Origin of the sequence: Pseudomonas sp. J380 (genome assembly GCF_009827115.1) — a bacterium.
Classification (GTDB): Bacteria; Pseudomonadota; Gammaproteobacteria; order Pseudomonadales; family Pseudomonadaceae; genus Aquipseudomonas; species Aquipseudomonas paracarnis.
Window position 1 is genome coordinate 1,799,337 of record NZ_CP043060.1, and the last position, 18,078, is coordinate 1,817,414.

At 60.3% G+C, this 18,078-nt stretch carries 17 protein-coding genes; 7 read left to right on the forward strand and 10 right to left on the reverse strand.

The window, feature by feature from the left end:
- Window positions 1-78 precede the first annotated feature (78 nt).
- Entirely contained in the window at window positions 79-1,065 is a 987-nt protein-coding gene (locus tag FXO12_RS07935) for a diaminopimelate epimerase (RefSeq protein WP_057976614.1), read from the reverse strand.
- 360 nt (window positions 1,066-1,425) lie between these two features.
- On the opposite strand from FXO12_RS07935, the gene FXO12_RS07940 reads away from it, so the two are divergent.
- The gene (locus FXO12_RS07940; RefSeq protein ID WP_034125817.1) at window positions 1,426-2,577 is read left to right on the forward strand and encodes an MFS transporter; all 1,152 of its coding nucleotides are present in this window, start codon (window positions 1,426-1,428) and stop codon (window positions 2,575-2,577) included.
- 9 nt (window positions 2,578-2,586) lie between these two features.
- Here FXO12_RS07940 and FXO12_RS28745 read toward each other — a convergent pair whose 3' ends face one another.
- From FXO12_RS28745 to FXO12_RS07975, 7 genes are all read right to left on the reverse strand, one after another.
- Window positions 2,587-3,249, reverse strand: coding sequence for a type III secretion effector protein (locus tag FXO12_RS28745; protein ID WP_230633825.1), 663 nt, complete (start codon window positions 3,247-3,249; stop codon window positions 2,587-2,589).
- 421 nt (window positions 3,250-3,670) lie between these two features.
- Window positions 3,671-3,847, reverse strand: coding sequence for a type III secretion effector protein (locus FXO12_RS07950; RefSeq protein ID WP_080757665.1), 177 nt, complete (start codon window positions 3,845-3,847; stop codon window positions 3,671-3,673).
- Between the two features lie 291 nt (window positions 3,848-4,138).
- Window positions 4,139-5,155: a type III secretion effector protein gene (locus FXO12_RS28750; RefSeq protein WP_173647474.1), complete on the reverse strand. Its 1,017-nt coding sequence runs from the start codon at window positions 5,153-5,155 to the stop codon at window positions 4,139-4,141.
- A gap of 245 nt (window positions 5,156-5,400) precedes the next feature.
- Window positions 5,401-7,794 (reverse strand): TonB-dependent receptor, encoded by a 2,394-nt coding sequence (locus FXO12_RS07960; RefSeq protein WP_034125820.1) that lies wholly within the window; start codon window positions 7,792-7,794, stop codon window positions 5,401-5,403.
- Window positions 7,795-7,891: 97 nt separating this feature from the next.
- Entirely contained in the window at window positions 7,892-8,842 is a 951-nt protein-coding gene (locus FXO12_RS07965; RefSeq protein WP_057976611.1) for a FecR domain-containing protein, read from the reverse strand.
- A gap of 26 nt (window positions 8,843-8,868) precedes the next feature.
- Window positions 8,869-9,369 (reverse strand): sigma-70 family RNA polymerase sigma factor, encoded by a 501-nt coding sequence (locus FXO12_RS07970; RefSeq protein WP_054898227.1) that lies wholly within the window; start codon window positions 9,367-9,369, stop codon window positions 8,869-8,871.
- 79 nt (window positions 9,370-9,448) lie between these two features.
- The gene (locus FXO12_RS07975; RefSeq protein ID WP_080757661.1) at window positions 9,449-9,850 is read right to left on the reverse strand and encodes a cytochrome c; all 402 of its coding nucleotides are present in this window, start codon (window positions 9,848-9,850) and stop codon (window positions 9,449-9,451) included.
- A 146-nt stretch (window positions 9,851-9,996) separates the two neighbouring features.
- On the opposite strand from FXO12_RS07975, the gene FXO12_RS07980 reads away from it, so the two are divergent.
- The 3 genes from FXO12_RS07980 to FXO12_RS07990 are packed head-to-tail and all read left to right on the forward strand — an operon-like array spanning window position 9,997 to window position 13,515.
- Window positions 9,997-10,797 carry a glucose 1-dehydrogenase gene (locus FXO12_RS07980; RefSeq protein WP_057976609.1) on the forward strand — a complete coding sequence of 267 codons (801 nt, stop codon included), beginning with the start codon at window positions 9,997-9,999 and terminating at the stop codon, window positions 10,795-10,797.
- Complete coding sequence (locus FXO12_RS07985; protein WP_057976607.1) at window positions 10,790-12,616, forward strand: glycoside hydrolase family 15 protein; 1,827 nt, start codon at window positions 10,790-10,792, stop codon at window positions 12,614-12,616. Before FXO12_RS07980 ends, FXO12_RS07985 begins: the two co-directional genes overlap by 8 nt.
- On the forward strand, window positions 12,604-13,515 hold the full coding sequence (locus FXO12_RS07990) for an alpha/beta fold hydrolase (protein ID WP_057976605.1): 912 nt from the start codon (window positions 12,604-12,606) through the stop codon (window positions 13,513-13,515). Before FXO12_RS07985 ends, FXO12_RS07990 begins: the two co-directional genes overlap by 13 nt.
- Here the strand turns inward: FXO12_RS07990 and FXO12_RS07995 are convergent.
- Complete coding sequence (locus FXO12_RS07995; protein WP_057976603.1) at window positions 13,501-14,469, reverse strand: GlxA family transcriptional regulator; 969 nt, start codon at window positions 14,467-14,469, stop codon at window positions 13,501-13,503. The genes FXO12_RS07990 and FXO12_RS07995 overlap by 15 nt on opposite strands.
- Window positions 14,470-14,558: 89 nt before the next feature.
- Here FXO12_RS07995 and inhA point away from each other — a divergent pair, with 89 nt between their 5' ends.
- Window positions 14,559-15,239, forward strand: a complete 681-nt coding sequence (gene inhA / locus FXO12_RS08000; RefSeq protein WP_057976601.1) for an isonitrile hydratase — start codon at window positions 14,559-14,561, stop codon at window positions 15,237-15,239.
- A 557-nt stretch (window positions 15,240-15,796) separates the two neighbouring features.
- On the opposite strand, the gene FXO12_RS08005 is transcribed toward inhA, so the two are convergent.
- Window positions 15,797-16,426, reverse strand: a complete 630-nt coding sequence (locus tag FXO12_RS08005; RefSeq protein ID WP_034125828.1) for a LysE family translocator — start codon at window positions 16,424-16,426, stop codon at window positions 15,797-15,799.
- A 168-nt stretch (window positions 16,427-16,594) separates the two neighbouring features.
- Between FXO12_RS08005 and FXO12_RS08010 the strand changes: the two genes are divergently transcribed.
- Both FXO12_RS08010 and FXO12_RS08015 read left to right on the forward strand, forming a co-directional pair.
- Complete coding sequence (locus tag FXO12_RS08010; RefSeq protein ID WP_034125829.1) at window positions 16,595-17,110, forward strand: sigma-70 family RNA polymerase sigma factor; 516 nt, start codon at window positions 16,595-16,597, stop codon at window positions 17,108-17,110.
- Window positions 17,097-18,047 (forward strand): FecR domain-containing protein, encoded by a 951-nt coding sequence (locus FXO12_RS08015; protein WP_054898220.1) that lies wholly within the window; start codon window positions 17,097-17,099, stop codon window positions 18,045-18,047. Before FXO12_RS08010 ends, FXO12_RS08015 begins: the two co-directional genes overlap by 14 nt.
- Window positions 18,048-18,078 lie beyond the last annotated feature (31 nt).

The following is an 18,078-nucleotide window of genomic DNA, read 5'->3' on the forward strand; positions in this document are numbered from 1 at the left end:
GGACTGTTGCTTGTCTATTTACAACTAAGCTTTAAGGAAACGACTGACACTAATTCAAGGCACCTGCTGTTCCGAGATCTACATAATTAGTCGCGCCGTCCCGAAAAGACTCACACTCAGCACATTTCCAGACTCGGTCTGCAATCGCACTGGCGCCGTGCCACCCGGCATCACCACCGTTACGTCGTCACCCTCAATCCAACCCGCGCGCCATGCCGCGCATGCTACTGCGCTGGCGCTGGTCCCCGAAGACGCCGTAGGCCCCTCTCCTCGCTCAAATACGCGCGCGATGACTCGATTGCCAGCGTCTCGAGCAACCCATTGCAGGTTGACCCCGCCAACACAGAGTTGCCCGCACCCTGCCGGCGGTGCAAAAGCGATGGCCTTCAACCGATTGAAAAGTGCCAACTGGTGCATCGTGTCATTAACCGGCAACGCCGACACATGCTCAACCAGCGTCACACAATGAGGGTTGCCTATCCGGACAAATTGGCTGTTTCCCCATTGCGCATTGATCGACGCCAATGCCGCCACGCGGCTGAATTCATGATGTGCCGCGACCACAGGGCTCACACCGACCGCCCCCACCGCCAAGGGGCCAAACTCGGGCCTGCCCAATGCCAGCCAGAAGCCTGGCACCTGTTCATGCTTCGCCGGCTCGACATAGGTGATCACGGGCGATACCGCATCCGGCTTGTCGTGATACACCCGCAACTCGCTACCGTGCACCATTAACCCCTGGTCGGTTAACGCCTGGGCAAAAATGGTCAGGCCATTACCACTGCGTTCGGCAAGAGAACTGTCGGTATTGATGATCAGCAGATCAAACGGTGGCCGTGCTTGAAATGGCCCGACTAACAAACCATCACAGCGATACGCCTTTGCACCGGTCGGTGGTGGTAATGCACCCCAGCCACATTCGGACGCAATGGCCGACGCGGCCCACATCTTGCGCGTGCTTGCAGCCAAGCGGGCGTTGTCGGGCACATCGATACCCAGACCGCGCAAATGGGCCGGGCTGACCACCCCATAGATATTTCCGCGTGCATCGTAGAACCGAGTCATGACCACGCCAGCCAGAGATTTTTCATCGGTTCGTCCGCTCACTTATCGACCATCGGGACAGCAGCGTATTACAGAACGGTCGATCTGTGGGAGGTGGGCGCAAAGGCAGTAAGCCACTGCAAGAACCTGGGGTTCAGCCACTCCTGCAGGGAGTACACACCTTCCGGACCACCTCCTACAGGTTCGACCATTCCTACGTGGTTACCCCACGCCAAAGCGTTCCATTCTTTGTAAAAAAAATGCTCGCAATCTGCGCTTTTAATCCTGATAACAAAAGGAACCCAGCTCGCTCGAGAGGGCCTGATGTGCAAGGATGTCGCGCCGGACATCGTTCGTTGAACGCCAAACCAAGGATTTTTCATGACTGCCATTCCCACCCCTGCCCCCGTGGTTCCCGGGCGGCTGGAGCAGATGTCGACCCGCATCGCTTTTTTTATCGCAGGTTTCGGTATCGCCGCCTGGGCACCTTTGGTGCCGTACGCCAAGGCGCGTGCAAATCTGAATGAAGGCACCCTTGGCCTGCTGTTGTTGTGCCTGGGGGTGGGGTCGATCATCGCGATGCCCGCTGCGGGCGTGCTGGCATCTCGCTTTGGCTGCCGACGCGTGCTCACCGCAGGGACGCTGATGATCTGCCTGGCCCTGCCGATGCTGGCCACTGTTAGTTCGATCCCGCTGTTGATCGCGGGGTTATTCCTGTTTGGCGCGGGCCTGGGCACCGTGGACTCCACCGTCAACCTGCAAGCGGTGATCGTTGAGCGCGCCAGTGGCAAAACCATGATGTCGGGCTTTCACGGGTTGTTCAGCCTGGGGGGCATTGTCGGCGCAGCGGGGGTTGCGGGGTTGCTGGGGCTGGGCCTGTCGCCATTGCAGGCGACCCTGGTGGTCGTCGTTATCACGGTGGCGGCGCTGTTAAAAGCAGCACCGCATTTGTTGCCTTATGGCAGCAAAAGCTCGGGACCGGCATTTGCAGTGCCCCATGGCGTGGTGTTGTTTATCGGTTGCCTGTGTTTCATCGTATTCCTGGCTGAAGGTGCCGTGCTGGATTGGAGTGCTGTGTTCCTCAGCGCCGAGCGCGGCCTCGATGAGGCTTACGCCGGCCTGGGGTACGCGGCATTTGCCTTGACCATGACTGCTGGACGCCTGACCGGCGATGCCATTGTTCGACGCCTGGGGCCCACTCGCGTAATCGTGATCGGTGGCGCGCTGGCCTGTGCCGGCTTGCTCCTCGCGACCCTATTGCCAACGTGGGAAACGGCGCTGCTCGGCTACGCGCTGGTGGGTGCAGGGTGTTCGAATATCGTACCGGTACTGTATACCGCCGTGGGTAAGCAAACGGTGATGCCAGAGCATATCGCAGTGCCTGCCATCACCACATTGGGCTACGCCGGGATTCTCGCCGGCCCCGCCATGATTGGCTTTATCGCCCATGGCAGCAGCTTGAGTACTGCGTTCATCCTGATCGCGGTATTGCTGGCGGCAGTAGCCATCAGTGGAAAAATCCTCAAGGTATGAGTCCAAGCTTCAACGCGCTTTGCGAGCATCGTCCTGCTCCCGCCAACGTTCGAGGCTTTTGTTGCTGAGCCAACCGTCCTTATGAGGCGGGCCAAACAGTCGTGTGCCATTGGCTCGCTGTAATGACGACAGCAAACCCGGACGGTCAAGAATATTCTTCGCTGTGTAGACACTGAGCTCGCTGTATTGGGACCTGGGCATGCCTGTAGACGTATCCAGCACAGGCGCGCCGTGTTGATCTACCTCATACGGGTCTTGCATAACCGACCGAAGCTTGGCTATTTCAACGTACTGATGCGTTTCAAAGAGATAGGTTCGATCCATGGTCTCGTCTCGCAGGTGCGCAAACTGGCTTTGCAGCGCTTGCACCACCTGTGCATTGCTTTGGGCATGAAACGGATCCTGGCTGAAAACACTTGGAGAGCTGTTGCCCTGCAAGGTCTGGGCAGCCGCACTGAGGCTGTCACGTGTGATATCGCCATCACGGCTGAAGATAGCGTCGCTTAGCCGAGGGCGTTTGAGAATTTCTCTGACGACCTGGATCGCGTTGTCCAACACCTCGTTTTCACCCGTCGGTTGAGCAGCGATCCGCTTCAAGGACGTCCAAGTCAAGCGCCCGTCATTCAGAAACGGGTGCACCGCGCCGAAGGATTTTTCCAAGGCCTTTGCCAACTGGCTATCCTTTGTAGTTGCACTTGGCAGGGAACCCCTGGCCCGCTCAACGGGGGAGTTCTGCAAGTCTCGATAGCGCAGAGCGGATAAGGTCCCACGCAAGAGAAAGGGTTTGTGCGAGCCTCCAGCCGAGGGCGCGGATGGGGCTTCATACCAGGTTTCAGATTGGCAGACCGGTGGTGGAGTGGTTGATTGTGCGGCCAGCCTGTCGGGAGGAAGCGGCCGGCCGGAAGGTACTGCACCCTTAATTGTCATGGGTTTTCTCCAACTCTTTTCAGATGCATATCCGCTGGGTGGTCTGTGCCGTGATGGGCAAAATCAACGAATAGACTCTCCTCAGGCAGGTACCTCATGTGTGGTTGGATGGGCTCGACAGTTCCGAGTAAAAGGCTAATACCAATGACAATATGTAAAACCGTGGTCAACCACCCTCATCCAGCTTTCGCCTACGCCACCAGCCTGCCAGGCTGTTGATCAAGCCGGTGTCTTTCAATGAATCGCCACCGGCCCCCGGCGTCTGCAACTCCGCCAGCAGGCCCCGGGAAAAATCATCCGAAACGGGCGCCTGGAATTTGCGCTCGCCGGCATAAGCCTTCATGCGCCGCGCCTCGGCCTCATATTCGGTCGACTCAAAGGGAAGACTTTGCGACGCTGCGCACTCCTCTGGCATTGCCAGACTCGCTTGCTGGGTGTTGCGCAAAAGCTCGAGAGGGCCAGGTTTGGGGGAATTAAACGAGGTTGAAGTCATATGTTTCCCTCATTCGAAAGCTGAAAAAACGGCATGCCAAATCACTACCGCAGATACCACCTATGTGGCAACCGGGAATAATTCGTTCCTTGAAACATATAAAACTGGCGCCACCTCAAAAAGGTGGCGCCGCAAGAGTGGTCAGCGGGACAACGAGTACAGCCCTCTACGGCTGATCTTCCCATCGCCGTCTTTACTGAGGTGGTTATCCATTTTTTCGAGCACGTCACTGCGCGTGAGTATTTCCTGGGATAACTGAATCAGATGGTCCTTGGCTGCATCGCCAGTGAGCGGCTTGCGCGCCCACTCTTTCAGTTCGCTGATTTTCAGGCTTGAGCCCCCGCTCCTTTTCTTCAACTCGTCGAAATGATCAAGCAGCTCACCGGCCAGTTCCTTGTCAGTCTTGTACTTGAAGTAGTTCTCTCCTTTGATCACCATATTCAGTTTTTGCCGGTCGATAAGACCATCCAGGGCGCCGGTGGAACTGTGCCTATCCATCGCTGCCATCAGTTCCGGACGTCGTAGCAGCTCATTGGCCAGGCGGATGTTCTCGTTCATGGCGGGGTTAGGCGACCACCCTCTTTTCGCCATCGCAAGAATGCTGTCAACGCTGACGTAGCCAGGCTTCTTCGGGTCTCTGAAGGCATTGAAGTTGTCGAGCAGTTGTTGGGCCAACTCTTCGCGGTTCTTCAACGCGTACTGCGGATCCGGCCTGCCGGGGGCGGGCGGATACGGTCGACCTGCGGTGGGGTCCGGTCGTGGTGGAGGATTGCTCTCAATAGGATTCGGTCTGGGGGGCGGGTTGCTGCAACCTGGGTTCGGCCTTGGCGGCCGATGTTCACAACCAGGATGCGTGGGCGGCCGATGTCCGCTGAAGCAATGACCGACCCACTGCTTGAATTGGCTCAGCAAACTCTGCGCCCCCTGCGGGCTGTGGTGACGCCCATGCGCGTCAGCCGCGGTGGTCGGCGCCTGAGGACTACCAAATACCGGCCCGTCCTTGTTCTCCCTGGATTGGAAATTAACATGGGCAGCATTCTGGCCATTGAAAGAGCGCGCAGCCGCAGCCTCGTTAGCGACTTTAATGTCGACCTTGGCCGGTGGAAGGTCAGACGTTGCTGAAGCAGAGACGGGTGTATCCAACATCGATACCGACATAAGTTTCTCCATGACAGTGGGCGATTTTCAGCTTGTCGCTCCAACGCAATGTCGAAGCCCACCAGCTTTCCCATGTGTGGTTTTGCGTCGGAATCAGTTCCTGATCCAGCAACAATATGTGATCAAGGTGTAGGAAACAGCTTGGACAGCGGCGATCTTCTCGCGATGAATGGGCGGTGCCCCTGGCCCGGGCCAAAAAAAAATCGCGACCTTTGAGATCGCGATTTTTCTTCATCGGCTAAAGCTCAAAACCCTACGCTTGCCTGTAGGAAGAACGTGCGAGGCTCACCCAGGTACAACCCTGCATTGTTGTCGCTAGAGCGTGTGTAATGCTGCTGGTCGAAGACATTCTTCACGCCCACGCCCAGTTTCAGGTTCGACAGTTGCGCGCCAAAGTCGTAGCCGCTGCGCAGGTTGACCGAGACATACCCGGGGATATCACCGTATTGGCCATCAGCAGAGCCTTGGGTGATATAGGTGGTGCCGGTGCCGGGCGCACGCTGGCCGGACTGGGCATAGACGTCCAGGTTGTGGGTCCAGTGGTTGACGTCGTAACGCAGGCCCAGGGTCGCCACTTGGCGGGAATACAGTGGCAGGTCACGGCCCTTGAACGGCACATCACCTTCGGAGGTGGCCTTGGTGTAGGTGAAGCCCGCGTTGGCGGTCAGGCCGTCGAGGCGCGGGTCGAGGTTGGACAGGTCGTAATGGGCGGATGCTTCGATGCCGCTGTGCTTGGTGGCGCCGAGGTTGGTCCAGCCCACGTCATTGCTGACGTATTGCAGTTCATCCGAGAAGTCGATGTAGAACAGCGTCACTTCGCCGCCCCAGACGCTGTCGTTGTAGCGCGTACCGACCTCGTAGGTCTTGGCCTTTTCCGGGTTCAGGCCGTTGGCCGTCTGGTCGCCGGTACCGCCCTGGCCGAGTTGGAAATACTGCAGGCTGCCGAAGGAGGTTTCGTAGTTGGCGAACAGTTTCCAGGCGTCAGACACGTGGTACATCACGCTCAGCGCCGGCAGCGGTTCGTTGTTGTGGACCTCGCGGCGTTTTTCCTCGGTACGCTTGCCGTTCAGGGCAACGACCGGGCGGTCATGCCATTCGGTACGGATATCTTCAAAGCGAATGCCCGGGGTGATGGTCCATTTGCCAATATCGATTTTGTTATCGATATAGAAGGCGTTGGCTTCAGTGCCCCCCGTGCGGTCCTGATACACGTGACCGTCGCTCTGCCCGCCCGGCGTCGGTACGTTGTTGACCAGGTTCAGGCTGGTGGCCTCCTCGTGCATGCCTTCTTTGAGGTAGCGATACCCCACACTGACTTCCTGGGTACTGGGCCCCAGGTCAAACACATGGGACACACGCGGCTCGATGCCGAAGGTGTAGTAGGTGCGCGGGTAGGAGCTGAGGGTCTTGAGATCGCGGTTGGCAATGTTGCTGCCACGGAAACTGTCGGAATAGTAAGTCAGCACTTCGGCCTGGGTGCGGTCGTCGATCTGGCGGATGTACTTGAACGACACGTCCTTGCGGCGCCCGCTGAAGTTGTCCCAGTCACGCACCGATTGGTACGGGTTGGCATCGAACTGCTTCTGGGTCAGGCCGCCGGGCATATCGGCGCTGGCATCGTAATAGTGGAAGTTCAGCGAGAAATCGTCTTGATCGGTCGGCGCCCAGTGGGTTTTGAAGATCACATCATCGATGTCGTTGCCGTTGTTGCTGTTGCGGTAACCGTTACCGTTGACCCCGGAGTACAGCAGCGCGGCGCCGATACCGTTGTCGGCCGTGCCACCGATAAAGGCATTCTCTACATGCTTCCAGCCACCGTGGGCAGACGTTTGCAGGGTGGTGCCGACTTCACCGGAGAAGTCTTGCGGGATCGCACGGGTCACGAAGTTGATCACGCCGCCGACGTTCTGTGGCCCATAACGCACCGAACCCGCACCGCGGACAACGTCGATACTTTCCAGGTTACCGGCAGAAATCGGCGCCATCGACAGCTGTGGCTGGCCGTAAGGAGCGAACGCAGCCGGTACGCCGTCAATCAGCACGGTGGAGCGCGGTGACAGGCGCGAGGTCAGGCCGCGTACGCCGACGTTGAGGGAAATATCACTGCCACCGGTGCCGTTGGATTCCTGCACTTGCACGCCAGGCACGCGGCGCAGGACGTCACCGATGTTCATCGCGCCCTGCTCTACCATGGCTTCGCGTCGAATGACGGTGCGTGCGCCGGGATGGTTCTGCACCACTTCGGCATCGGCGTCGGCAAGCCAGTCGCCCACCACCTTGATATCGGTGACCCCCAGTTCCAGCGGTGAGCCCGCTTCACCGGTGCCGCGGCTCACCGGACGCAAGGTCACGGAGCCGGCGTCAATCTGGTAATCCAGGCCACTGCCTTGCAGTAATTGCCGCAGGGCTTGTTCGGGCGAGAGATTGCCATCGACCGCAGGAGCTTGCTTGCCAGCAACCATATCGGGGCTGAAGAACACTTGCAGCGAGGTCTGCTGGCCCAATTGGCTCAAGGCTGCGCCGAGGGATTGCGCACGAATGTGGATACCCTCGGCAGCCTGTGCGGTACTGATGGCAACGGCCAGGGCCAAGGGCGCCCAGCGGGAAATTTTATTGTTGTGGGGGGCAAGTTTTTTCACGTCGAACCTAGTCCTGTGATCGCAAGCATGCGCGGCCGTTAATGCAAACCAGTTGCAGTTGCAGGAGAAGACGAAGAACTCGAAAAAAACCTGAATGTCAGCGCGAAATAATTTCCTGGCTACCGTCCGGCAGAGTGCGCAAGGCGACCGGCAGGATGTGGGGCAAGGCCTTGAGCAAGGCATCGGTATCGCTGGAGTTGAAGACACTGGTCAAGCGCAGATTGCCCACCGCTGCCGTACTGACCCGCAGCGGTTGCTCGCGGTAGCGCGACACTTCCCGCGCCACGTCGACCAAGGTGGCGTTGTTGAACACCAGTTTACCGTTGCGCCACGCGGTCAGTTCTTCAGGGTTCACCGCGTAGGCCGCCGCCACTTGGCCTTGGGGATCGACATGGGTGCCACGCCCGGCGGTGAGCGTGACGATGTGATCGGATGCCCGGCCCTGCACCTTGACCGTGCCGGCTTCGACCGCCACGCGGGTCTGGTCCGCCTCCCGACGTACATCAAAGCGCGTGCCGGTGACGGTCACCTGCCCTGCCCCGGCTGCGACCACAAACGGGCGCCCGGCGTCATGCTGCACGCTGAACATCGCCTCGCCCTGCTTGAGCTCTACGCCCCGACGGCCCTTTTCGTAATGAACCGCGACCACGCTGCGGCTGTTGAGGTCCATCACGGAACCGTCAGGCAAGATCACCTGACGATGCTCGCCTAACCGCGTGATGAATTCGGCATTGTAGGGCTTTGGCTGCCCCAGACCGCGGTACGCACCCAGGCCCACTGCAATGGCGACCACACTGGCGGCCACGGCATAACGCAGCAGCGCACGCCGTCCAAGGCGCTCGGTCGGCGCATCGCCCAGCGCCTGCAAGCGGGCCTTGGGCAGCAAATCCGTCGCACTCCATAGCCCTTGCAGCACATCGATTTCGTATTGATGCGCGGGCTGCGACCTGCGCCAGGCATCGAAACGTTGGCGTTCCTGGGCGCTCAATGGGCCGTCTTGCAGGCGTACAAACCACTGCGCGGCCTCATCACGGACACGGTTATCCATCGTGGAAGATCCTGTTTCAAAGCCGGTCATGGCGCGCTCGCATCCAGACGATCACGCAGATGCCGCAGGGTGCGGATCATATACTTTTCCACCATGTTTTTAGACAGCCCCAGGCGTGTGGCGATTTCCTGCTGGGTGAGCCCTTCGATCTTTTGCCAGATGAAAATCCTGCGACAGTTGAGCGGCAACTCGGCCAGCGCCCGCTCGATGGCGTCGGCCAACTGGATCGCGTGCATGTAATGCTCCGGGTCGCTACTGTGAGGCGTGCTGTGATCAGCCGCCTGCAGCGTCAACGCCTCGCGGCGGTCTTCGCGGCGGTAGGCATCCACCGCAATATTGCGCGCGGTTTGATGCAGGTAGGCGCGTGGCTGCGCTACCTCGCAGGCAGCGGACTCAAGCACCCGCACGAAGGTGTCGTGCGCCAGGTCTTCGGCTTGCTGACGGTTTCTCAGGCGGCGCGTCCAGGTGCCGATCAACTCTTCGTAGTGCTCGAAAAAGCCTGTTCTGCGGGGCGGCTGAGGAGTCATCGCGAGAGCACTGGGGAGGCGGGACGTGAATAGTAATGCTTCCTATTAAGTGGGGCAATTGCTGCTCATCGCCCACCCACTATTTGTTTGAAATGACCTCACTCATGTATTGATGCAAATCGCGAAAGTCTTTAACGCTCCAGGCATGTGGCGCGATCTTTACGCCGTTGTCTTGCAGCGTCTTGGGGATCAGGTTGCCATTGGGGCGAAGGATGACCGAGGAGACGATAACGCCCGGATAATCATGGAGTCGTTTCTTGAAGGTGGCAGTTGTCAGGTCGGGGGTTGGCGGATTACTTTTTTTTGCCAATGGCCCCGTGCCTTTGATATCGGGCCCGTGGCACACAGCACAGCGCTGTAGATACAGCGTTTTACCATTGCTGTTTTCCGCGACGCACAAGGCTGTCTGAGCCAGTGATAAAGCGGCCACTACGCCGCTGAGTAATAGTTTCATCCATCGGGTATCGGCCCACGCATGCATTCCATCGCTTCCTGTATTGCCCTTTGTTTTCAGCATCATACGATAAAGTCGCGCTTTGCCCGAGTTGGGCGTAAGCGCCAGGGGGTGAACTTCCGCTCGCCACCGCCAGTCAGCAAGAAGGACTCTCATAAAACGGTGGGTGGGCGATGCAGATTTCCTTGCAGCAACAAGTGGCCCTGGTCACCGGGGCCAGTTCCGGCATTGGCGCGGGCGCGGCCAAAGCCCTGGCCGCAGCAGGCGCGGCGGTGGTGCTTAACTACAACTCCCAGGCGGCACCGGCTGAGGCTCTCGCCGCGCAGATCAATGCCAACGGCGGCCGAGCGCTTGCGATTGGCGGCGATGTGTCCAAGGAGACCGATGTCGAACGCCTGTTCGCGCAAACCCTCGACGCCTTCGGCCACCTGGATATTCTGGTGGCCAACTCCGGCCTGCAAAAAGACGCCAATCTGGTCGATATGAGCCTTGAGGATTGGAACACCGTGATTGGTGTCAACCTCACCGGGCAATTCCTGTGCGCGCGGGCCGCGGTGCGCATCTTCAATCGCCAGGGTATTCGCGAAGGTGTGTCACGGGCCGCCGGCAAAATCATCCATATGAGTTCGGTGCATCAAGTCATCCCCTGGGCCGGGCATGTGAATTACGCCGCGTCCAAGGGCGGCGTGGAGATGCTGATGCGCACCCTCGCCCAGGAAGTCAGCGAACAGCGCATCCGTATCAATGGCATTGCTCCTGGGGCGATTCGCACGGCGATCAACCGCGCAGCCACTGAAGGCGCTGCAGAAAAAGAGCTGCTCAAATTGATTCCTTATGGTCGTGTCGGTGACGTCGAAGACGTGGCCAATGCGGTGGTGTGGCTGGCCAGCGATGCCTCTGATTATGTGGTTGGCAGCACCTTGTTCATCGATGGCGGTATGAGCCTCTACCCGGAGTTCCGTGGCAATGGTTGATTTCAAGAACGAACCTCAAAGCGCCATCGATGCCCACGGGATCATCGGCGACATGCGCAGCGCGGCACTGGTGAACGACCGCGGCAGCATCGACTTCTTCTGCTGGCCGGAATTCGACAGCCCTTCGGTGTTTTGCGCACTGCTCGACACGCCCGAGGCCGGCACGTTCCAGCTTACCCCGGACCTGCCCAACGCCCGCCGCGAGCAGATCTACCTGCCCGACACCAATGTGCTGCAGACTCGCTGGCTGAGCGATGAAGCGGTGGTGGAGATCACCGACCTGCTGACGGTCAGCGAAAACGTCGATGAACTGCCCTTGCTGATCAGGCGGGTACGGGTGGTCAGTGGCAAGGCGACTATCCACCTGAGCTGCGCCGTGCGCCACGACTATGCCCGGGCCCCCACCGAGGCGAAGGCCGAGGCTGCCAGCGTGGTGTTCACCGCCAGCGGCCAGCCCGGCCTGCGCCTGATTGGCAGTCAGCCGCTGACCCTCCAAGGCAACACCGCCATCGCCACCTTTACCCTCGCCCAGGATGAAGGCGCCGAATTTGTCCTCGGTGGCCAGGAGGATGCGCGCGTCACCAACGACTGTACCGACCTCTACCTGGAGCGCACCTTGAAGTTCTGGCGCGGTTGGATCAGCCAGTCCAACTATCGCGGGCGCTGGCGCGAGATGGTCAACCGCTCGGCCCTGGCGCTGAAACTCCTGACCTCGCGCAAACACGGCGCCATCATCGCCGCGGCCACGTTCGGGCTGCCGGAAACGCCCGGTGGCGAACGCAACTGGGACTACCGCTATACCTGGATCCGCGATGCCTCGTTCACCGTCTATGCGTTCATGCGCCTGGGTTTCGTCGAGGAAGCCAACGCCTATATGCGCTGGCTCAGGGGCCGGGTCAGCGACTGCTGCGGCCAGCCGACCAAGATCAACATCCTGTACGGCATCGACGGTCGCCAGGAACTGCCGGAAACCACCCTCGACCACTTGAGCGGCCACGGCGGCGCCCAACCGGTGCGGGTGGGCAACGAAGCGTTCGACCAGATCCAGCTGGATATCTACGGCGAACTGATGGACGCGGTTTACCTGGTGAACAAGTACGGCGAAGCCATCTCCCACCAAGGCTGGAAACACACGGTGGAAGTGGTCGACCAAGTGTGTGAGATCTGGAACCACAAAGACGTGGGCATCTGGGAAATGCGCGGTGAGCAGCACCATTTCCTGCACTCACGCCTGATGTGCTGGGTGGCCCTGGACCGTGCCATTCGCCTGGCCTCCAAACGTTCGCTGCCGGCCCCGTTCGCACGCTGGGACCAGACGCGCCAGGCGATCTACGCCGACATCTGGACTAACTTCTGGAACGAAGAGCGCAGGCATTTTGTGCAGCATATCGGCAGCACCGCCCTCGACGGCTCGATGCTGTTGATGCCGCTGGTGCGCTTTGTCGCCGCCACGGACCCGCGCTGGCTCACGACACTGGAAGCGATCCAGAAAAGCCTGGTGCGCGACGGCATGGTCTACCGCTACCGCAATGACGATAGCCAGATCGATGGGCTGCAAGGCGTCGAAGGCGCGTTTGCCGCCTGTTCGTTCTGGTACGTCGAATGCCTGGCGCGCGCCGGGCAAGTTGAAAAGGCCCATCTGGAATTCGAACAGTTGCTGCGTTACGCCAACCCGCTGGGGTTGTACGCCGAAGAGTTCGACAGCCAGGCCCGGCACCTGGGCAACACGCCCCAGGCCTTGAGCCACTTGGCATTGATCAGCGCGGCAACGTTCCTGGACCGCAAACTCAGCGGGGAGAAAACCGTATGGCAACCCTGACGTCCCCCGCCCCACTGCTGTATGTGCGCACAACCCTGCTTGATGTGGCGTACGAAACCCACGGCCCCATCGATGGCGAACCGGTGATCCTGTTGCATGGCTTCCCTTACGATCCACGGGGCTACGATGACATCGCGCCGGTGCTGGCTGAACGTGGTTATCGGGTATTGGTCCCGTATTTACGCGGTTATGGCCCGACGCGATTTATCAACACGCAAGTGATGCGCTCCGGCCAACAGGCGGCGCTGGCCAAGGACCTGCTCGACTTCATGGATGCCTTGGCCATCCCGCAAGCCACCCTCGCCGGCTTTGACTGGGGTGGGCGCGCCGCCTGTATTGTCGCGGCGCTATGGCCGCAGCGGGTGCGCGGCCTGGTGACCGGCGATGGCTACAACATCCAGGCCATCAGCCAGTCGCTCAAGCCCAGGCCACCTGAGACAGAGCACCGGCTCTGGTATCAGTATTACTTTCACACCCAGCGCGGGGTCGACGGCTTGACGGCCAACCGGCGTGAACTCTGCCAATTGCTCTGGACGCTGTGGTCACCGTCCTGGGCCGAAGGGCCAAGCCGCTACGGCCTGACCGCGCCGTCGTTTGATAACCCGGATTTTGTCGAGGTGGTGATTCACTCCTATCGCCATCGCTTTATGTATGCGCCGGGTGATCCCGCGTTGGAATACATCGAGCAGGCGCTGGTGCCGCAACCGCCGATATCAGTACCGAGCATTTCGCTGTGCGGGGCCGACGATGGCGTGGGCCCGCCGTCGCTGGAGGATGATGACGTGGAGCACTTCAGCGGTTTTTATCGCCGCCAGGTGTTGCCCGGCGTGGGTCATAACGTTTTCCAGGAAGCGCCCCAGGTCACGCTTCAAGCTTTGCTGGAACTACTGGAGCGGTGAAAAACGCTCTCGATAAGCCTGGGGCGTCACCGACAAAGCCCTTAGAAAGCTGCGGCGCAAAGTCTCTTCACAGCCAAAACCACATTGCATGGCGATACGCTTGATGGAGGTTGTGCTATCTGCCAGTTGCCGGCGTGCGTTTTCGACGCGAATCAGTTCCACGGCCCGCGCCGGGGTTTGGCCAGTCTCGGTGCGATAGTGGCGTACAAAGCTGCGCTCGCTCATGCCAGCCTGGGCCGCCAGGGTGGCGATGCTCAGATCCAACGTCAGGTTTTCGGCGATCCAGGCATGCAGCTCGGCAAAACGGCTGTCGCTCCTTTGCAGGGATAACGTCACGCTGAATTGCGACTGACCGCCAGGGCGCTTGAGGAACACCACCAAGTGGCGCGCCACCTCCAGGGCAATCGCACGCCCCAGGTCATCCTCTACCAGGGCCAGGCACAGGTCGATCCCGGCGGTCACACCAGCAGACGTCCACACCGCACCTTGCTGGATGAAAATCGGATTGGCCTCCACCGTGAGCGCAGGGAACTTGCGCGCCAGTTCTTCACAGCGCGTCCAGTGCGTGGCCACGCGGCAACCATCGAGCAAGCCACTAGCGGCCAGCAGAAAAGCCCCGGTGCAAACCGAAGCCATGCGCCGGGTGTGCAAGGATTTATCGCGCACCCATTGCACCAGCGCCGGGTCCTCGGCAGCGCCGTACACGCCCCAGCCACCGGCGATCACCAGGGTGTCGCAAGGCGCATCGATGGCGGGCAGCGGTTCAGCCAGCAGCGCCAGGCCGGCAGACGTCCTCACCGGTTCTGCCTGAGCGGCGATCACGCTCACTGCGTAGGGCAACGGTAAACCCCGTTGGCGCAGCAGGTCATTAGCCGACGCAAACACTTGCAGAGGCCCGGTGACATCAAGCACCTGAGCATTTTCAAAAGCGAGTACATGAATAATCTTGGGCATGATTGGCGCGATTAGTGGGCTCTATGGCGTACCCGCCAAAGCGTAGGCTTCTACAGTGAGGACGTCCATTCCTTTTCGGAGCTTGAACCATGACCTTGCAGATCGGTTTTCTATTGTTCCCCGGCATCCAGCAACTAGACCTTACCGGCCCCTATGATGTCCTCGGTTCGCTGCCAGACGTGAAGCTGCACCTGGTGTGGAAAGACCTCGCGCCGATCACCTCCAGCACGGGCTTGGTGTTCACGCCGACCATCACTTATGCCGACTGCCCGAACCTGGATGTGCTCTGCGTACCCGGCGGCGCCGGTGTGGGCCCATTGATGGAAGACCCGCAAACCCTGGACTTCCTCAAGGCCCAGGCCCAGACAGTGCGCTACATGACCTCGGTGTGCACCGGCTCATTGGTACTGGGCGCGGCAGGGTTGCTGCGCGGTCGCAAGGCCACCACCCATTGGGCCTACCACCACCTGCTCGCCCCGCTCGGTGCCATCCCCGTACAGGAACGTGTGGTGCGTGACGGCAACCTGTTTACCGGCGGCGGGATCACCGCCGGCATCGACTTTGCCCTGACCCTGGCCGCAGAGCTGTACAGCGAAGCGGCGGCGCAACTGGTGCAACTGCAGATCGAATACGCGCCGGCCCCACCGTTTGACTCCGGCCACCCGGAGACGGCGCCCCGGCATGTGCTGGAGGAAGCCAACAAGCGCACGGAGGAGTCACGCAAAGTGCGCGGGGAGATCGTGGCGCGGGCGGCTGCGCGGTTGGGTTGAATTTGGATTTCTCACGTCCGGTCGCTAAATTTGCAGCGACTGGGAAGGTCCGTGGGAATGAGCCGGTTTCAACGTTTGAACGTGAGGTAAGTCCTAGACCGCTGTACGAAACTCCTTTTGATTATTTCGGTGCTCAACGGCCGTGCAGTTGTAGCCGACAGTAATCACGATGCGAAGCGAGTCGCTCTTGATCTTGGGCGCCCCGTTAAACCACGCTGGCCGAACGCAGGCGAGGTGCCGAGTGGTGGGGCAAGAGCGTTTTGCTTGCCTTTGCGCTTTTTTTTCAAAAGTGAGCCGCTGTCAGAGCGGAACCCTAGGTGGCCGTTACCGCAGGAATGGATATGTACACGGTATAGCTGTGTCGACTGTCAGGCCGCCTTCGCGAGCAAGCCCGCTCTCACAATTGGATCGTGGAGTGTCAGGTAGAGAAGCGTCGGCTGTCAGGCCGTAATCGCAGGCAAGCCAGCTCCCACATTTGGATTATGGGGTGTCAGGTAGATGAGCATCGGCTGTCGGGCACCCGCCACAAAGAAACTTGCTTGGCTTCCCGCGTGTGTTCAGGCAGGACGTGACATCACCGCCAAGCGCACGGCCAACGCCGTCAGCACCGCTGCCAAGCCCCACTTCTGCAGCCAGGCGCTTTTGGTGCGTTTGGCGAAGAAACGACTGAGCGCCCCGCCAAACACGCCCAACAGCACATGAAACACACTGGCGATCAACGTCAACACACCGCCCAGCACCATCAATTGCAAGGCGATGGGCCCCGCCTCGGGCCGCACAAACTGTGGCAGGAACACCATGAAAAACAACAACGCCTTGGGGTTGAGCAAACTGTTGAGCATGGCCTGCAGAAACACTCGGCCCAACGCCACGCGGCCGACGTGAGCGGTGTCCAGGCCGGGGCGTTTCTGCAAGGTTTTGAAGGCCAGCCACAGCAGGTAGATCACGCCCGCACAGCGGATGAGGTCGAACGCTGGCGGCCAGCTGGCGACCAACGCCGTCACCCCCATGGCGGTCAACGCTGTCAGCAACAGGTCGGCCACGCCAATGCCCAGGGCCGAAGCAACGCCGCCGCGCCAGCCATGGGTGACGCCCTGACTGATGACAAATGCCATGTTCGGCCCCGGTGACAGCAACAACAGCAACACAGCGCCGGAAAAAACACCGAGTGTGACAAGGCTGATCATGGTTGAACCGTCCGCTGGAAAAAAAACAGATTAATCGGCGCTTGCAGGCCCTACAAAAAATTGTGCTGGATACATTGCTCACGCAGCGAACCGAGTGATTGCTGAATGCCACGACCAACGTCTAGAATGCGAAACATTATCAATTAAGCCTGCTGCGCCAGGATGACCATGTCGAGCGATCACCCACTGGACCCTGCTGCCATCGGCCAGCTATACCAAGCCCACCATTCATGGCTGCGAGGCTGGTTGAGCCGGCGCACGGGCTGCCATGAGCGCGCCGCTGACCTCGCGCAGGACACCTTCGTGCGCCTGCTCAACGCGCGTCAGCAACAGACTTTGCAGCAGCCGCGCGCGTATCTGAGCAGCATCGCGCGCAGCTTGATGATCGACCAATACCGGCGCCGCGAACTGGAACGCGCCTACCTGGAAAGCCTGGCGCACTTCCCGCAAGTAGAGGTGCCGAGCGAAGAAACAAAGCGGCTGATCCTCGACAGCCTGGAGCGTATTGACCGTTTGCTCGACCAGCTCAAGCCGAGGGTGCGCGAGGCGTTCCTGTTGGCCCAATTGGACGGCCTGACCTGCCCGCAGATCGCCTTGCGCCTGGGCGTGTCCAAGGCCACGGTGGAACGCGACCTGTCCAAGGCGCTGCACGCCTGTTACCGGTTGCGCTATGCCGACTCCTGACTCGCACCTGGTCGACCAGGCCATCCAATGGATGATCAAGCTGCGCTACAACACCGCCGACGACGCCAGCACCGCGGCCTTTGACCAGTGGCTGCACACCAGCGAGGCGCATCAACAGGCCTGGCAACGGGTCGCCACCCTGAATGACGATTTCAACCACTTGCCGGCGCATGTCAGTCGCCATGCACTCGACGGCGCACGCCAGCACATCAGCCGTCGTGAAAGCCTGAAACTGCTCGGGCTGTTTGCCGGCGCCGCAGGTTTAGCCTGGCTGGGCCGCGACTACACGCCCCTGCCCGCCTTGATGGCGGACTACCGCACCGCCACTGGCGAGCGGCGCTGGGTAACATTGGAGGATGGCAGCAAAGTCCAGCTCAACAGCGCCAGTGCCGTCGACATTACCTCCAGCGCCGAACAACGGCTGGTGAACCTGCGCCAGGGTGAAATATTGATCAATACCGGCGCCGACCACCGCCCGCTGTGGGTGCATACCCGCGACGGTTACCTGCGCGCCGTCGGCACGCGCTTGCTGGTGCGCGAAGAACTCCAAGGTACTCTGCTGGCCGTGCAACAGGGTGCGGTAGCGGTGTTTGCCGATCGCCATGACGGCGCCGCACGCCAGGTGATCAAGCCAGGCGAACAGGTGATGTTCAACCGTAGCGGCATTCGCCCTTCCCCCAACAACGGCCTGGACCCCTGGGCCTGGAGTGACGGCGTGATCAGCGCCCACAACATGCGCCTGGACGACTTCCTGGCCGAGCTGGGCCGCTATCGCAGTGGGTTGGTGCGTTGCAGCGAAGCCGTGGCAGGGCTGCGGGTGTCGGGCACTTACCAACTGGAGGACACCGACCAAGTGCTCAAGTTGGTCACTCAATCGCTGGCGATCGATGTGACCTACCGCAGCCGCTACTGGGTAACCGTCTCCGCTCGGGTGTGACCGGCCGAAAATAAATGAGGTGAATTCTCAT

Excerpts from the sequence above, each read along its gene's own strand:
- FXO12_RS07935 (WP_057976614.1), bottom strand. The coding sequence starts at position 1,065 with ATGACTCGGTTCTACGATGCACGCGGAAATATCTATGGGGTGGTCAGC.
- FXO12_RS07940 (WP_034125817.1), top strand. The coding sequence starts at position 1,426 with ATGACTGCCATTCCCACCCCTGCCCCCGTGGTTCCCGGGCGGCTGGAG.
- FXO12_RS07950 (WP_080757665.1), bottom strand. The coding sequence starts at position 3,847 with ATGAAGGCTTATGCCGGCGAGCGCAAATTCCAGGCGCCCGTTTCGGAT.
- FXO12_RS28750 (WP_173647474.1), bottom strand. The coding sequence starts at position 5,155 with ATGTCGGTATCGATGTTGGATACACCCGTCTCTGCTTCAGCAACGTCT.
- FXO12_RS07965 (WP_057976611.1), bottom strand. The coding sequence starts at position 8,842 with ATGGATAACCGTGTCCGTGATGAGGCCGCGCAGTGGTTTGTACGCCTG.
- FXO12_RS07970 (WP_054898227.1), bottom strand. The coding sequence starts at position 9,369 with ATGACTCCTCAGCCGCCCCGCAGAACAGGCTTTTTCGAGCACTACGAA.
- FXO12_RS07975 (WP_080757661.1), bottom strand. The coding sequence starts at position 9,850 with ATGCATGCGTGGGCCGATACCCGATGGATGAAACTATTACTCAGCGGC.
- FXO12_RS07980 (WP_057976609.1), top strand. The coding sequence starts at position 9,997 with ATGCAGATTTCCTTGCAGCAACAAGTGGCCCTGGTCACCGGGGCCAGT.
- FXO12_RS07985 (WP_057976607.1), top strand. The coding sequence starts at position 10,790 with ATGGTTGATTTCAAGAACGAACCTCAAAGCGCCATCGATGCCCACGGG.
- FXO12_RS07990 (WP_057976605.1), top strand. The coding sequence starts at position 12,604 with ATGGCAACCCTGACGTCCCCCGCCCCACTGCTGTATGTGCGCACAACC.
- FXO12_RS07995 (WP_057976603.1), bottom strand. The coding sequence starts at position 14,469 with ATGCCCAAGATTATTCATGTACTCGCTTTTGAAAATGCTCAGGTGCTT.
- inhA (WP_057976601.1), top strand. The coding sequence starts at position 14,559 with ATGACCTTGCAGATCGGTTTTCTATTGTTCCCCGGCATCCAGCAACTA.
- FXO12_RS08005 (WP_034125828.1), bottom strand. The coding sequence starts at position 16,426 with ATGATCAGCCTTGTCACACTCGGTGTTTTTTCCGGCGCTGTGTTGCTG.
- FXO12_RS08010 (WP_034125829.1), top strand. The coding sequence starts at position 16,595 with ATGTCGAGCGATCACCCACTGGACCCTGCTGCCATCGGCCAGCTATAC.
- FXO12_RS08015 (WP_054898220.1), top strand. The coding sequence starts at position 17,097 with ATGCCGACTCCTGACTCGCACCTGGTCGACCAGGCCATCCAATGGATG.